Genomic DNA, 15,284 nt, shown 5'->3' with positions numbered 1-15,284 from the left:
GGTTGGTGCAACGCAGTCGAAGGAGACCTGAACTCGTCCGGGAGCGGAACGGTGGAAGCAGGAGGTTCCTTGTATAGGGACATCAACCGGTGCGTAAGCTTGCCGGACCTTTCGTACACCGTTACGGTTTACCTCCGTGAGAGGGTCGCCCTGCACAGCAAGGATGGAACAAGTGATTGCTCCCGGTCTGCTTGCAAAGGCGTAGAGTGGGTATCGTTAGGAACAGCTAAAGCGCTGGCTGAACCGGGATATCAACAAGAGTGGTACCGCGAAGGTGAACAGCCTGTCGTCTCTTGAATGAGACGGCAGGCTTTTTTGTGTGGGTTGGCACGGAGGTATATAGAGTACACGCAATGAACGGGAGTAGTAGATGATGACGGTGAACAGAGAGCTGCGGGGTGGTGCGACGCAGTCACCGGAGGCATTGAATCTCGCCCGGGAGCGGAGCGGCGGAACAGCAGATGATATGCCGCTACGGATGTCCCCGTTACAGGACCTTCATGGGATGCTGAGAGCCATTACGGCTTGGCAGGCCTCCTGTGGGGAAGAGCTGGACGCAGCTTGAAGCTTTGCTCACAAAAGAAAGCTATGCGTCAAAAAGAGTGGTACCGCGGAGGGGTGACCCGCCGTCTCTTTAATAGAGATGGCGGGTTTTTTGTGTTATCCAGGTGGTTGCTGGCTAAAGCACCATTCTGGAAAAGCAATTGAGAGTGAAGACTGTCCGTATAAACATACGGTCATCACACTCTATACTTGCTGCCGGCAGCAGTGGGCGGGAAATCAGGAGAGCCGCAAGTCGACGTGGGGCTCTTGCAAGGAAGTTTAGATGAAGACACAAAACTTACAGGAGGTTTTCCATGATTATTCCGGTAAAAAAACGAATTCAGATTTTTGACACGACGCTGCGTGACGGTGAGCAGGCTCCCGGTGCAAGCCTCACTCCGGAACAGAAGATTATTCTGGCCTATAAGCTGGCTGAGCTGGGCGTGGATGTGCTGGAGCCGGGGTTTCCGGTATCCAGCCCGGGGGATTTTGCCGCTGTGGAGACGATCTCCCGGAAGGTGGAAGGGGTGGAAATCTGCGGCTTCGCCCGTGCGGTCAAAGGGGATATTGATGCAGCGGTCCGGGCGACCCGGGATGCGGAGCGGCGGCGGATTCATCTGTTCATCTCCTCCTCCGACATTCATCTTCGCCATCAGCTGCGCAAGAGCCGGGCTGAAGTCGTGGCCGCCGCCCGGGAGATGACGGCCTATGCAAGGCAATTTTGCGGGGTGGTGGAATTCACTGCTATGGATGCCGCGCGGACGGGCATCGATGATTTGATCGAAATGGTGGAGGCTGTTATTGAGGAAGGCGCAACGATTATCAATCTCCCCGATACGGTAGGCTACGCGCTGCCGCAGGAATACGGCGAGATGTTCCGCCGGGTCCGGCTTGGAGCCAGGGGCGGAGATACCGTGAGCTACAGCGCTCACTGCCACAATGATTTGGGGCTTGCTGTAGCCAATAGTCTGGCCGCTATCGCCGGCGGGGCCACGCAGATTGAGGTAACGGTCAACGGTGTGGGCGAGCGCACCGGAAACTGTGCGCTGGAAGAGCTGGTCATGGCGCTGGAGACCCGGGGAGATGTGCTGGGTTCGGAAACCGGAATTGTGCTGGAAAAGCTCTATGACACCTCACGTATCATCAGCGGGGCGATGCATTTTCCGATTGCCTACAACAAACCGGTTGTCGGCAGAAATGCCTTCCAGCATGAATCAGGGATTCACCAGGACGGGCTGCTGAAGGACCGGAGCACCTATGAAATTATGGACCCGGAGCGGCTGGGCATTCCGCGAAGCATGATCATTCTGGGTAAGCACTCCGGCAGGCATGCGCTCAAGGACCGTGCGGCAAAATATGGCATTGCCCTGAGTCCCGGGGAGCTGGACGCCCTGTATGAATCCTTCAAGGAGACGGCTGACCGCCAAAAGGCTGTCAGTGACGACGAACTGCTGCGGATGGTCAGCAGCACAACCGGACAGCAAGCGCAGGTCTATGAGCTGGGCGAGGTCCAGGTGCTGGCCGGCAGCGCGCCGCGCCGCGTAGCTGCTGTTACGGTGCGGCATTTGAGAAGCGGTGAGGAGACATCACATACCAGCACTGGCGAGGGACCGCTGGAAGCCATCATTGCCGCGATTGGGCAAGGGATTGCGGAAGAAATTGATTTTACCGGACTTGAGCTGCATTCCCTGGGCAGCGGGGAGAACGCACAAGCCGAGGCAGCGGTCCTGGTGGAATGGAAAGGCAATACATTCAGGGGAACGGCTATTCATCAGGACATTGTAATGGCGGCGGGGATAGCTTATATAGCGGCTTGTAATTCGGCACTGCTCTCTTCCGAGGAGCAGGTGGAGCTGGTTCCGGAAGAAGCGGTACAGATTCCGGAGTAGCTTGCCTGTCGTTATGTGATCTCCCAGCAGGCGGCAGCAGCTTTTAATACCATACACAATCTACGAGTCATCTTCAGGGCGTTGCCGCCAGGAGGAGGCTCGTTTTTTATATAGTTGCTGAATTCACGCATTTTTTGACGAAAAAATCAGAAATAAATGCCATTAGAATCATTTGTCAAGCTGTGGACAACGTTATCCACATATTCTGTCTGAATTGTGTAAAAACCGTGTAAAATCAGCAATAACAGCATTTTTTATTGACCGGAAAATACAGATTTACTAAGAGACGATTTCTTGTGGGGATTGTGGATAATGTGGATAGTTCGGTGGATAAAAAGTCCTTGACAAGGAAAAACGCGATTTTACGCATAAAAAAAGGCCACATGGGCCTTTTTACGCTATGAGTTATACACGAAAACTGTGGATAGCCTTGTGGATAACTATTTATGAACAAATCGGGAACGGTTAAAAAATATTTATTTAACGTATTTACATTATTCGTCAGCAAGGTTTTCCCATTCGCCAAATAAATTTCCAAGCTGTTCTTTTTTGAGCTTCAAATCACCTTCATGCTCTTGAAGTGCCATATAATCCTGAAAAACCTCGGGTTTGGTCATTTCATTCTCAATTCTGGCGATGGCCTCCTCAAGCTCTGCAATATTCTCCTCCAGTTCGGAAATCCGGCGCTGGCGGTTCCGTTCCTCCCGTTTTGCCTGCTTTTCCGCTTCATAGGATAGGGCAGTGCCTTTTTCTGCTGCCTGAGCTTCCGTATCGGCGTTTTTGGAGGCCTTGGCAGAGACCAGCTCCGCTTCTTCCAGTGCAATAGCTTCAAGCTCTTTCTTTTTCTCGATATAATCGTCATAATTGCCCAAATATTGATCAATCCCGCCCGGATGAAGCTCCAGTACGCGTTCGGCCATTTTGTTCAGGAAATAACGGTCATGAGAGATGAAGAGCAGGGTGCCTTCAAAATCAATCAGCGCCGATTCCAGCACCTCACGGCTCACCAGATCGAGATGGTTGGTAGGCTCATCGAGAATGAGCATATTGGCACCGCGCAGCATGAGCTTGGACAGCGCTACACGCGCCTTTTCACCACCGCTGAGTGCGGCAACCTTCTTCAGGACATCTTCGCCGCTGAAGAGGAAATTACCAAGAATGGTGCGGATCCGTGCCTCCTCCAGCATCGGATATTCACTCCACAGCTCTTCCAGCACAGTATTGCGCGGATTAAGCCGTGTCTGTTCCTGATCGTAGTATGCGATCTTCACTTTGGTTCCCCAATTGACGGTGCCTGCGGAAGGCTCTCGCGTACCGGTCATGCACTGCAGCAATGTGGACTTGCCGATCCCGTTCGGGCCAATCAGGGCTGCCGTTTCCCCCCGGCGCAGCTCAAAAGAGGCGTTCCGGAACAGCGGCACTGCGTTTTCGCTGAAGGCTACTGCGACATCCCGCACTTGAAGCACCTCTTTGCCGGACATAAAGTCCGGTTCAAAGGAAAAGCTGGCTTTTTTCAAATCACCAAGCGGCTTATCAATACGGTCCATCTTGTCGAGTGCTTTGCGCCGGCTCTGCGCCCGTTTGGTTGTAGACGCGCGCACAATGTTGCGCTGCACGAATTCTTCCATCCGCGAAATCTCGTCCTGCTGCTTCTCGTACTGCTTCAGCCGGATCTCGTATTCTGCGGCCTTCAGATCCATATAGCGGGTGTAGTTGCCTGTATATCTCCGGGACTGGTGGCGTTCGATCTCCACGATTGTAGTCACCAGGCGGTCCAGAAAATAACGGTCATGGGAGACGACCAGAATGCCTCCGGCATAGCTGCGCAGATAATCCTCCAGCCAGGTAAGTGTTTCGATGTCGAGATGGTTGGTCGGTTCATCCAGCATCAGCAGATCCGGAGCCTGAAGCAGAATGCGGGCCAGCGCCAGCCGGGTTTTCTGGCCGCCGCTTAGCGTGGCAATCGGTGTATCCGGTGAGAATTCCCCGAAGCCCATTCCGTGCAGCACACTACGGATCCGCGTGTTCATCTCATAGCCGCCATGATCCTTGAACCAATCCGAGCGTCTGGCGTAGCGTTCCAGCAGATCCTCATAACGCTTTGGATCATCTGCCAGCTTCGGATCGGCAATATCTGTCTCCAACTGCCGCAGTTCCGCTTCCGCTTCGATCAGAGGGGCGAATACGGCTAGCATCTCCTCTTGAATAGTCTTGTCGGACTGCAGCCCGCTATTCTGGGCCAGGTAACCGATAGTGGTTTCCTTGGATTTATGAATCTGCCCGCTGTCAAAGGACATTTCACCTGCGAGAATCTGTAGAAATGTGGACTTGCCGGCCCCGTTCACACCAACCAGGCCTACCCGTTCCTTCTCGTTCACCTGCAGGCTGATGCCGTCCAGCACGCTCTGTATTCCATATGATTTTGTAATTCCTGTCGCTTGAAGAAGCATACCGATGAAACCTCCGCCCTTGCATATTTCACCACGGCGTCTACGCCGGGGCTGTACAAAAAACCTTATTCTATAGTTTACATGAAAAGCGATTGCTGCGCGAGGGGAGGTGCGGCTTGGCAGAGCTGTATTCTCCCGGGCAAATGAACTATCCCCCGGCAATCGCTGTATCACAAGATGGGGAAATCAGACCGGTGATGGTTCCTATAACAGTGTAATAAGTGCGACCTTGGCGAACCGGGGAGAAGAGTGGTAAACTGAGTTTACAAACTATGATAAGCTAGGATATAACCAAGGGGAGGCGGCTGCCTATGACAGGCAACGGTGCGCTGCTTGCCGGACTCAAACGGAATCTTCGTGCAGAGCGAGTTGCAGTCCGTGATGGGATTGCTTCAGACGTAAGGGACTTTATGTCCGCTCAGGTCTGCAGATATGCACACGAGTGGCTGCAAAAGGAAAAGGCCGCTTCACTGCTTGCCTATGTTCCATTCCGTTCGGAGCTGGACTGCCGTGCGCTAATTGCGGAGGCCTGGGCACATGGCCGGGAGGTACTGTTACCCCGCGTCTTGACTGAAGCCGAAACGATGAGCCTTCATCCGGTAAGCTCCTGGGAAGAGCTTGCACCGGGAGCTTACGGTATTCTGGAGCCATCGGCCAGCACAGGGAATGAACAGGAGAAGGGAACGCTCCGGCTTCCGGATGTAGTCTTTGTGCCGGGGCTGGCTTTTGACCGGCAGGGCGGACGGCTTGGCTATGGAAGAGGTTATTATGACCGGTTGCGGGCTTCCTGGCAGCAGAGGGCGACGTTTGCTCTAAAGCCTCCAGTGTGGATCGGGCTGGCATTCAGCCAACAACTGGTTCCTGAAGTACCAATGGATGATCATGATGCCTTTATGGACATGCTGATTACGGAAGATGGCATCATTCACTGCCGGAAGGAGAATAAACCATGGAGTTAAGCCATTTCAATGAGCAGGGCAGAGCGCGCATGGTGGATGTGAGCGACAAAGAGATTACCAAACGGACAGCGGCTGCGCGCAGCAGTGTCGGGATGGCCCCCGGAACGCTCACAGCGATCAAGGCAGGCCGGATCGGCAAAGGCGATGTACTGGCCGTTGCCCAGGTTGCCGGAATTATGGCGGCCAAAAAAACTGCAGACTGGATTCCCATGTGCCATCCGCTGCCGCTGACCGGTATTGATATCCGCTTCTGGGATAACAACGAAGACCGGCTATATATAGAAGCAACCGTTAAGACAACAGGAAAGACCGGAGTCGAGATGGAGGCGCTGACCGCCGTTTCGGCAGCCGCGCTGACTGTATACGATATGTGCAAGGCGCTGCAGAAGGATATGATTATCGGACCTACACTGCTGGTACAGAAGAGTGGAGGCAAAACCGGAGATTATGCGCTGGAGGAAACAGAACAGCAAGATGCAGGTCAAAGCGCTGATTAAAGGCCGTGAGTGCGGCCGTCTATACATAGAATAGTGAGAAGGAGGGACAACCTATGGCGTGGAAAACAGCAATCCTGACGGCCAGCGACAAAGGGGCCAGAGGCGAACGGGAAGACACTAGCGCCCAGGTTATTCGGGAACTGGTGGAAGAGGAGCTAGGTGGCGAGATCGTTGAATACCGGATCGTACCGGATGAACAGGATGAGATTATTGCTGCTCTGATTGAATTAACGGATTATTTCCAGGCGGATTTGGTGCTGACTACCGGCGGCACCGATCTGGCGATTCGTGATGTTACGCCTGAGGCGACCCGGCGTGTCATTGAGCGGGAGGTGCCCGGACTATCGGAGGCCATGCGGAGTACGGTGATGCAGAAGAACCGGGCGGTTATGCTCTTCCGGGGGATTTGCGGCATACGTGGAAGAACTCTGATCGTGAACCTGCCGGGCACGCCCAAGGGGGTACATGAGAACCTGGCGGCAATTATGGATCAGCTGCCGGAAGCGTTGCTCATGGTAACTGGCCAATACCGGCAATAATGTCTTTTCCTCCGGTCGTGTCACCAGGAATCGTCAGAGATCACTGATGGATGTGTGACATAAGTTATGGTATTATTAATTTATATTAACAATATCATGAACGGACAGAATGAGAAGGAGGAATAATACATGCTAAGTGGTATTGGTGCTCCCGGGATTATTTTACTGGTTATCCTGGCATTGCTGCTCTTTGGTCCTAACAAGCTTCCTGAACTGGGACGTGCCGTCGGACGTACCTTCCGTGAGTTTAAGGATGGGGCGCGGGAAATTATCAGTGATCCGGAACCTGTGAAGAAAAGCGAAGCTCCGGCCGCGGCAGCTCCGCAGACGATGGCAGCAGATCTTCCGCAGGACAGACGTCTGCCGGAATAATAACATTTTTCACGCGGGGCGTTTCTCTCAGTGCTGTTTAGACTGGGCGGCGCCCTTTTTTTGAAAGACAAGAAATAATAAGTTTCACGCTATAAAGGGTCCTTCTCTTTCTAGCTGGAGCGGATGCCTGAAAGCGATGTGTAGTACCGCGGCTTCAATCCCTTATTATTCATACATAGTCATCGGGTGGTGTCAGTCATGTCTCAGGAAGCGGAAGAAATGTCAGTGGTTGATCATTTAACCGAACTGCGCAAGCGGATTATCTATGTGCTCATTGTATTTGTGGCCGGCCTGATTGCAGGGTTGTTCGTGGCCAAACCGATCTATCTCTATCTGATTCACGCCGATCAGGCTCAAGGCTTTGTGCTGCATGCGTTCTCCTTCTGGGACGGCATCGGAATGTATATGAAAATAGCCATGGCTGTATCACTGGCCGTATCTGTGCCTTTCATCGTCTACCAGCTATGGGCATTTATCAGCCCCGGCCTCCGGCCGGTGGAGCGGAGTGCGGCTCTGCGCTACGTGCCTTACGTGTTTATCCTTTTTATTCTGGGCATCGCGTTCGCCTACTATATTGTGTTTCCGATGGCGCTGTCGTTCACCATTACGATTACCCGAAGCATGGGGCTGGAGGAGACCTACGGCATTGCCCAGTATTTCAGCTTTTTGTTCAGCCTGGTTATTCCGCTGGCGCTGCTGTTCGAGCTCCCGCTTGTGGTCATGTTCCTGACCAAGCTGAGAATTCTCAATCCGCTGCGTCTGCGCAGAATGCGCCGGTACGCATATTTTGCACTCGTCTTTATTGCTGTGGTTATCACACCGCCGGATTTCATCTCGGACTTTCTCGTGACGATACCCCTCCTGATCCTGTACGAATTCAGCGTGTTCCTGTCCGCCTTCGTCTACCGCAAGCAGCTGGCCATGGACAGCGAGCTGGAGGCGAGATATATCAGGAAAGAGGACTCCAGGTAAGGGACTTGGCCGCACTCTGGGGAACTGCACCCGGGCACGGCCAAAGCCTGAGCTGAATTCTCCCCTCATAAAGGTGGCATATTTTGCCCTCCGGTGGATAGAATGTAAGAGAGTATGGACCGGACAACCCCTCTGACCATATTTTTCCGCAAAAGCTGGATGATTTTACGTAAAAGACTTGAAATCCGCCTTCAAGTTGAGTATCATAAAAATTGTTGTTAGCACTACAGAGGGTTGAGTGCTAACGCTGATGAAAAACAAGGAAATCGCCGGTATCTGCCGCGCTGAGAATCCCGTTTTTCATAACTGCCGCTGAAACGCCTAAGCTTCACGGTATCCCAGTTATGTTTTCAAGGTAAACAACATATTTCAAAGGAGGCTATTTTTTCATGATCAAACCACTAGGTGAACGCGTATTGGTAGAACCAAGCGAGCAAGAGCAAACCACTTCTTTCGGGATTGTGCTTCCGGACTCCTCCAAAGAGAAGCCACAGGAAGGCAGAATTATCGCTGTAGGCAGCGGTGCCCTGAAAGACGGAGTACGTGTGCCGCTGGAAGTTAAAGAAGGCGACCGCGTGCTGTTCTCGAAATATGCCGGAACTGAAATTAAATACGAAGGCAAAGAATATTTGATTATGAAGGAAAGCGACATTCACGCGATTCTCGACTAATCGGATAGCCTTTCATAAGTGATAACCGAATATACTTACAAAACAAGCCTATGCTTTCAAAGCAAGTTTTGCACGATGTGTAGACGATGAAGTACAGCTCACAAAACTTTTAGGAGGTTAACAACACAATGGCAAAAGAAATTAAATTCAGTGAAGATGCCCGCCGCGCAATGCTGCGTGGGGTTGATGCTTTGGCAAATGCTGTAAAGGTTACACTTGGACCAAAAGGCCGCAACGTGGTGCTGGAGAAGAAATTCGGCAGCCCGCTTATCACTAACGATGGTGTAACTATCGCTAAGGAAATCGAACTGGAAGATGCTTTTGAGAACATGGGCGCACAGCTCGTCAAAGAAGTAGCTACCAAGACTAACGATGTAGCCGGTGACGGTACTACAACTGCAACCGTTCTGGCTCAAGCCATGATCCGCGAAGGTCTGAAGAACGTTACTGCAGGCGCTAACCCAATGGTTATGCGTAAAGGTATCGACAAAGCGGTTAAAGCTGCTGTAGCTGAGCTGCAAAAGATCGCAAAACCAATTGAAGATTCCCAGTCTATCGCACAAGTAGCTGCTATCTCCGCTGCTGACGATGAAGTGGGCCAACTGATTGCTGAAGCTATGGAAAAAGTGGGCAAAGACGGCGTTATCACCGTTGAAGAATCCCGCGGCTTCCTGACTGAGCTTGAAGTGGTAGAAGGCATGCAGTTCGACCGCGGTTACATTTCCCCGTATATGATTACAGATACGGACAAAATGGAAGCTGTTCTGGAGAACCCGTACATCCTGATCACCGACAAAAAGATCAGCAGCACACAGGAAATCCTGCCATTGCTTGAGAAGATCGTACAGCAGGCACGTCCGCTGGTAATCATCGCTGAAGATATCGAAGGCGAAGCTCAAGCCATGCTGATCGTGAACAAACTGCGCGGAACCTTCAACGCTGTAGCTGTCAAAGCTCCTGGCTTCGGCGACCGTCGTGAAGCTATGCTGCAGGACATCGCTGCTCTGACAGGCGGCCAAGTGATCACTGAGAAGCTCGGTCTGGACCTGAAGAGCACTACTGTGGAACAACTGGGTAATGCCCGTCAAGTACGTGTAACCAAAGAAAACACTACAATCGTTGACGGCAGCGGCGACAAAGCGGACATTAATGCACGCGTTAGCCAAATCCGTTCCCAGCTGGAAGAAACCACTTCCGAGTTCGACAAAGAAAAACTGCAGGAACGTCTGGCTAAATTGGCTGGCGGCGTAGCCGTTGTCAAAGTAGGCGCTGCAACTGAAACTGAATTGAAAGAGCGCAAACTGCGCATCGAAGACGCCCTGAACGCAACCCGCGCTGCGGTTGAAGAAGGTATCGTATCCGGTGGTGGTACAGCTCTTATAAACGTATATGCTGCTGTAGCTGCTGTTGTAGCTGAAGGCGACGAAAGAACCGGTGTTAACCTCGTGCTGCGTGCACTTGAAGAACCAGTCCGCACGATCGCTACCAACGCTGGTCAAGAAGGTTCCGTTATCGTGGACCGCTTGAAAAAAGAAGCTGTAGGCATCGGCTACAACGCTGCTACAGATGAATGGGTGAACATGTTCGAAGCAGGGATTGTTGACCCTGCTAAGGTAACCCGTTACGCGCTGCAGAACGCTGCATCCGTAGCAGCAATGTTCCTGACTACCGAAGCGGTTATCGCTGACAAGCCAGAGCCTGAAAAAGGCGGCGGCATGCCAGATATGGGCGGCATGGGTGGTATGGGCGGCATGATGTAATGACGTCATTATCGAAGTAATTCGATGGTGATCGACCATTGCATGACCTCATAGTGCAAAAAAGAGAGACCTTTCAAGAGTTCATTGAACTTTTGGGAGGTCTCTCATTATTTTTGATTAACAAGTTAATCTAACTCTTGAGCTAAAAGAGGTTGTACTAAACGACGCACTTCGTCTGTTGAAGTGGTTTTCATTAGTTGATCTCTTAGTTCGCCTGCGCCCCTAAATCCATGAACATAGATTTTGAAATAGCGAAGAAGTGGTCTAAATGAACGTGGCAGGGTTTCTGTTGAATATTTATCGTGAAGATCCAACTGCAAAAGAAGTAAATTGAGAAAATCCTTCGCGCTATGTTCTTTGGGTTCTTTCTCAAAAGCAAATGGATTGGTGAAAATGCCGCGGCCAATCATGACACCATCAACGCCGTATTGTTCTACTAATTGCAATCCTGTTGCGCGGTCGGGAATATCTCCATTAATGGTTAACAACGTATTTGGAGCAATTTCATCGCGTAATTTTTTTATATCAGGAATTAGTTCCCAGTGTGCATCTGCTTTACTCTTCTCTTTTTTTGTACGAAGGTGAATGGAAAGATTCGCAATATCTTGTTTCAATATATGTCCTAACCAATCGCGCCACTCGTCAATATTAGAGTAACCCAATCTTGTTTTCACACTAACCGGCAATCCACCTGCTTTTGCTGCTTGAATAATTTCTGCTGCAACTTCAGGATGGCGGATTAAACCAGCCCCTTTTCCACTGGCTGCGGCGTTTTGTACTGGGCATCCCATGTTTATATCGATACCACGAAAACCAAGTTTTTTCATATCGATACTCATCTGTTCAAAAAGTGCAGGTTTATTGCCCCAAATATGAGCGACAATCGGTTGCTCATCATCTGTGAACATTAATCGGCCACCTACATTTTCTTTTCCAACAGGGTGACAATAATTTTTGGTACTTGTGAATTCCGTGAAAAATACGTCAGGTGTGGCAGCTTCTCTAATGACCTGACGAAATACAATATCTGTGACATCTTCCATTGGAGCTAATATAAAAAACGGCTTTGGTAGATCCATCCAAAAATTTGGTCCCATGTTATCTTCTCCTGTTGCAACATATAAAAGCGATATAATCAATAGTAAAGTCTTATACCCATCATACATAGTATCATTATTTTTCGTTTGATGCACAGTGTAGTAGTACGGGAGGCATGATTATAAGACAACGAAAACCCCATTGCTCCAGCAGGGGGGCGTCTTAAGGGAAATGATCCTTTGATCATTTTTTGTCTTGTTGGCATACATAAAAAAGCCGCCGGTAATTCCGACGGCTTTTCCCTGTTTAGACATCCCCGGTAGGGCGTGGGGGCTATTTACTTCCTGGCCTTAATGCAGAGATTTATCATCTTCGGCCAGATAATGATCTTCAAGCTCAATAAATTCAGCAGAACGATGGACGGCTATCATACCATGATAGCTGATATCGAGGCCGATATCTTCCTCTTCCTCGCTGGAGCGGACATGGACCAGCTTTCCGATCAGCTTCAGACCACACCAGGTAGTTGCAAATCCCCAGGCAGCTAGTGTCACCAGACCAAGTGTCTGTACTCCTAGCTGATGCCAGCCGCCGCCATAGAGCAGTCCGCCATCGGTGGCGAACAAGCCTACAGCTATGGTTCCCCAAGCGCCAGATACGGCATGTACCGGAAAGGCACCCACTGGGTCATCTATACGGCGGGCTTCCAGCCAGTTGGTAGCTGCCATCATGAGCAGACCGGAGACGGCGCCGATCAGGATGGCCGCACCGTCACTCACAAACGCACACCCGGCAGTAATACCGACCAGACCGGCGAGGGAGCCGTTGATCACTGAGGGTGCATCTGATCGCTGGTAGCGGAATAAGGTGTAGATCAGTGTGATGCCGCCGCCTGCCGCTGCTGAGAGCATGGTAGTAATAGCGATGTGTCCAATCCGGACATCGGTAGCACTTAAGGTGCTTCCTGCGTTAAAGCCGAACCAGCCGAACCAGAGCAGGAAAGCTCCGACTGAAGCTAACGGCAGATTGCTTGGCAGGGCAACCGTACTGTTCCCGGCCTGATTGAACTTGCCCTTTCTAGGGCCGATCACGATTGCCGCCGCCAGTGCCGAGAATCCTCCAAGGGCATGTATGACCGCTGAACCTGCGAAGTCCTGAAGGCCCAGTTGATTCAGCCAGCCGCCGCCCCAGGCCCAGTGCCCCCCGAGGGGATAGATCAGGCCGGTCATTAAAATAACGTATAGCAGATAGGCGCGGAAGTTGATCCGTTCGGCAACCGCACCTGATACGATGGAAATAACAGCGATGGTAAATGCCGCCTGGAACAGCCAGAAGGTATCAATCGAGATGGTGAAATGGAGATTGGAGAGATCACCGCCAAGCAGGAATCCGCTCGTGCCCACCAAACCACCGGCGTCTTTGCCGTACATGAGACCAAATCCGAAAATATAAAAAATTAGCGTTCCTATGGTGATATCGGCGAATACTTTCATGATAATGTTCACACTGTTCTTATACCTTACAAAACCGGCTTCCAGCAGGGCAAAACCGCCCTCCATCAGCAAAATCATAGCGGCGCTCAATACGACCCAAATCGTATCTACTCCACCGCCAAGCGACTCCAGCGTCACATTCATTTCTATAGTGCCTCCATACCCCTAATGGTTTTGATTTCACGTATGATCTCTGGTGAGAGCGGGACCTCTTCCGTTGCCGGATGATTATCTAGAAGGAGTAGAACCTGATCTAGCTCTTGAATGTCTCTTTTAATGCTGTTTATTCGTTTGAACCGGTCTTTTACATGAACGATATATTCAACGGCGGTGTGATGGCTGGCCGGGTGTCCGGCAAACCATTTGCGGATCGGGGAGAGCGATTGGTACATGGCCTCTTCGGCCCGTCTTTTTTGTTCATATTTGTTTATTTTATCCTTAATTCCCTCGATTTCATCCTCTTTCTTGATCTTGAGGCGTACGATGAGGTCTTTTACTTCCTCTGCAGATAGACGATAAACAACATTTTGGTATACTTCATCCACAATAATCATGTTAGATCTCCTTACATGAAAAGTCATAGACTGATTATAGGGACAATAGATTTACAAGTCAATAGGTTTTTGTACCAGGTGGCATGTCAATCCAGTAATGTGCTATACGGGAATTGCAAGACCCTCTATTATATAGAGTACAAGACGAATAATCAGCAGGAAGATATCTGAAAGGATGATGATTATGACCTACTCACAGAGATTGGGCAGCTCAGGAGATGCCTCCGATATCCTCTATCTGGAACAGCAGATTGCAGCCGTCAAGCAGGTGATCAAGCGGGCCGAAGCTGCAGGACATAAGGAAGCGCTGGAGGAAGCGAAGACCAAGCTCGCGGAACTGGAAACTGAGCTGGATGAGCTTGCGGATTAGGAGGAGCATATGCTGAGCCGGAACAGCCACAAGAACAAGAACATAGCCCATCCCAAGCAGTGAATCATCTATTGGAATTTCCTAATTTTTTTTGAAGTCCCTGCTTAGAGAGGAAGCACCTCCGTTTGAGAAGTGGGAAAACTGCCTCCTAGGCAAGAATAGCCGATGGAGGGAAGTCCGGTGGGCATGAAGCTCATTTATTTGCATGATTGGGCAGATACCGACAATGGGATTTGTTTTTGTATGAGCGTTACGGGGGCCCATAGGCTCGCTATCCTGCAAAAGATAGATGTAAGGTTCGAAGAGGTTGAAGCTTTTTGCGCGCCATATGAATCTTCCAATCGTCATTGGAGAGGGCTATCTAGGATACCCCCCCTGTATGCCAATTTCGAAGAGGGACCGGTTGGCAAGTTCATTGCCGATTATGCTCTGTGAAAAGGCATGACTCTGAGCTTTTGGGGGATGACTCTTTACTCCAATTGTACATCGCATCTTCCTTTCTGGAACAATATCACTTGGCAGCGCAAATGGAATCAATTTATTCTGGACTCGGAGTAACTGCTGAAATCAGTGATAGCCCTCTTTTGCGGAGGGCTTTTTCGTATTATCTGGCTTGACCATTTTTCTCAAATGTGCCCGAAAGGCATACATCCCAATAGATGGACTTTGGCCTGCGTGTATTTATAGAGGAACCAGAGCAGGGAAGGCAAATAATCATGAATGGCGATGAGGATTCATGGGAGCCTGGAAGCTGGAGAAATTCAAGCCTTCCTTCATGGCTGCCTACCTTTTCGGTAAAAGCCCCGTTGGATATTCGGTACATAGCTCTATCTATGCTAGCAAATAGGTAATTCAAGGATGGGTTTCCGACTGACTCTGCTACGGACCTGATAGATGTTATACCCGTGATGATAAATGCGGATGAACCATCCAAGTGTATGCCCTAGCCACTCCAAATAGTAGCTTGTGGCCCAGTCGGCGTTTCTGACGGGCGGGAGGATTACACGCTAAATGGAAGCTGATATTTATATACTTACTCATTTTTCGTATAAATATGGAGAAATTTTGTAGAAAAAGGATTATGATAGTAGGGCGTGAAATCAAGGTTTTTCTTCGATTATTTAATATTAAATAGTTAATTTTATTAGGAGGATTTTATGAGTATACTACCAGAATC

Annotated in this window: 14 protein-coding genes, 1 pseudogene and 1 other annotated feature; of the genes and pseudogenes, 11 read left to right on the top strand and 4 right to left on the bottom strand. The window is 50.4% G+C overall.

Annotated elements, in window-relative coordinates:
- Positions 1–51 precede the first annotated feature (51 nt).
- Positions 52–297, top strand: coding sequence for a hypothetical protein (locus A3849_RS32520; RefSeq protein ID WP_143191909.1), 246 nt, complete (start codon positions 52–54; stop codon positions 295–297).
- 47 nt (positions 298–344) lie between these two features.
- Positions 345–637: a binding site (T-box leader), on the top strand.
- 220 nt (positions 638–857) lie between these two features.
- Positions 858–2,432, top strand: a complete 1,575-nt coding sequence (locus A3849_RS27015; protein ID WP_074114182.1) for a 2-isopropylmalate synthase — start codon at positions 858–860, stop codon at positions 2,430–2,432.
- Between the two features lie 494 nt (positions 2,433–2,926).
- Here the strand turns inward: A3849_RS27015 and A3849_RS27010 are convergent, their stop codons facing one another.
- Positions 2,927–4,882 carry an ABC-F family ATP-binding cassette domain-containing protein gene (locus A3849_RS27010; protein ID WP_074114181.1) on the bottom strand — a complete coding sequence of 652 codons (1,956 nt, stop codon included), beginning with the start codon at positions 4,880–4,882 and terminating at the stop codon, positions 2,927–2,929.
- A 311-nt stretch (positions 4,883–5,193) separates the two neighbouring features.
- Between A3849_RS27010 and A3849_RS27005 the strand changes: the two genes are divergently transcribed.
- The 7 genes from A3849_RS27005 (at position 5,194) to groL (ending at position 10,652) form a co-directional block, all read left to right on the top strand.
- Complete coding sequence (locus tag A3849_RS27005) at positions 5,194–5,841, top strand: 5-formyltetrahydrofolate cyclo-ligase (RefSeq protein ID WP_074114180.1); 648 nt, start codon at positions 5,194–5,196, stop codon at positions 5,839–5,841.
- Positions 5,832–6,338, top strand: coding sequence for a cyclic pyranopterin monophosphate synthase MoaC (gene moaC / locus A3849_RS27000; RefSeq protein ID WP_074114179.1), 507 nt, complete (start codon positions 5,832–5,834; stop codon positions 6,336–6,338). Before A3849_RS27005 ends, moaC begins: the two co-directional genes overlap by 10 nt.
- Before the next feature lie 53 nt (positions 6,339–6,391).
- Positions 6,392–6,877, top strand: a complete 486-nt coding sequence (locus tag A3849_RS26995; protein WP_020429419.1) for a MogA/MoaB family molybdenum cofactor biosynthesis protein — start codon at positions 6,392–6,394, stop codon at positions 6,875–6,877.
- A 129-nt stretch (positions 6,878–7,006) separates the two neighbouring features.
- Positions 7,007–7,249, top strand: coding sequence for a twin-arginine translocase TatA/TatE family subunit (gene tatA / locus A3849_RS26990; RefSeq protein ID WP_074114178.1), 243 nt, complete (start codon positions 7,007–7,009; stop codon positions 7,247–7,249).
- Positions 7,250–7,447: 198 nt separating this feature from the next.
- Positions 7,448–8,221 (top strand): twin-arginine translocase subunit TatC, encoded by a 774-nt coding sequence (gene tatC, locus A3849_RS26985; protein ID WP_074114177.1) that lies wholly within the window; start codon positions 7,448–7,450, stop codon positions 8,219–8,221.
- Positions 8,222–8,610: 389 nt separating this feature from the next.
- Entirely contained in the window at positions 8,611–8,892 is a 282-nt protein-coding gene (gene groES, locus A3849_RS26980; protein ID WP_020429415.1) for a co-chaperone GroES, read from the top strand.
- Positions 8,893–9,020: 128 nt separating this feature from the next.
- Entirely contained in the window at positions 9,021–10,652 is a 1,632-nt protein-coding gene (gene groL, locus A3849_RS26975; protein WP_074083125.1) for a chaperonin GroEL, read from the top strand.
- Between the two features lie 125 nt (positions 10,653–10,777).
- Here groL and A3849_RS26970 read toward each other — a convergent pair whose 3' ends face one another.
- From A3849_RS26970 to A3849_RS26960, 3 genes are all read right to left on the bottom strand, one after another.
- Positions 10,778–11,749 (bottom strand): tRNA dihydrouridine synthase, encoded by a 972-nt coding sequence (locus tag A3849_RS26970; RefSeq protein WP_074114176.1) that lies wholly within the window; start codon positions 11,747–11,749, stop codon positions 10,778–10,780.
- Positions 11,750–12,040: 291 nt separating this feature from the next.
- Complete coding sequence (locus A3849_RS26965) at positions 12,041–13,327, bottom strand: ammonium transporter (RefSeq protein ID WP_372237800.1); 1,287 nt, start codon at positions 13,325–13,327, stop codon at positions 12,041–12,043.
- 2 nt (positions 13,328–13,329) lie between these two features.
- On the bottom strand, positions 13,330–13,737 hold the full coding sequence (locus A3849_RS26960) for a hypothetical protein (protein ID WP_074114175.1): 408 nt from the start codon (positions 13,735–13,737) through the stop codon (positions 13,330–13,332).
- A gap of 184 nt (positions 13,738–13,921) precedes the next feature.
- Between A3849_RS26960 and A3849_RS26955 the strand changes: the two genes are divergently transcribed.
- Both A3849_RS26955 and A3849_RS34045 read left to right on the top strand, forming a co-directional pair.
- Positions 13,922–14,107 (top strand): hypothetical protein, encoded by a 186-nt coding sequence (locus A3849_RS26955; RefSeq protein ID WP_143191908.1) that lies wholly within the window; start codon positions 13,922–13,924, stop codon positions 14,105–14,107.
- An 88-nt stretch (positions 14,108–14,195) separates the two neighbouring features.
- Positions 14,196–14,665: pseudogene (locus tag A3849_RS34045) on the top strand (cellulase-like family protein); the annotation flags it as partial.
- Positions 14,666–15,284 lie beyond the last annotated feature (619 nt).

The organism is Paenibacillus sp. P46E (assembly GCF_001909095.1).
GTDB lineage: Bacteria > Bacillota > Bacilli > Paenibacillales > Paenibacillaceae > Paenibacillus_AQ > Paenibacillus_AQ helianthi.
The sequence above is the reverse complement of the archived record's forward strand: the minus strand, read 5'-3'. Positions and strand labels throughout refer to the sequence as shown.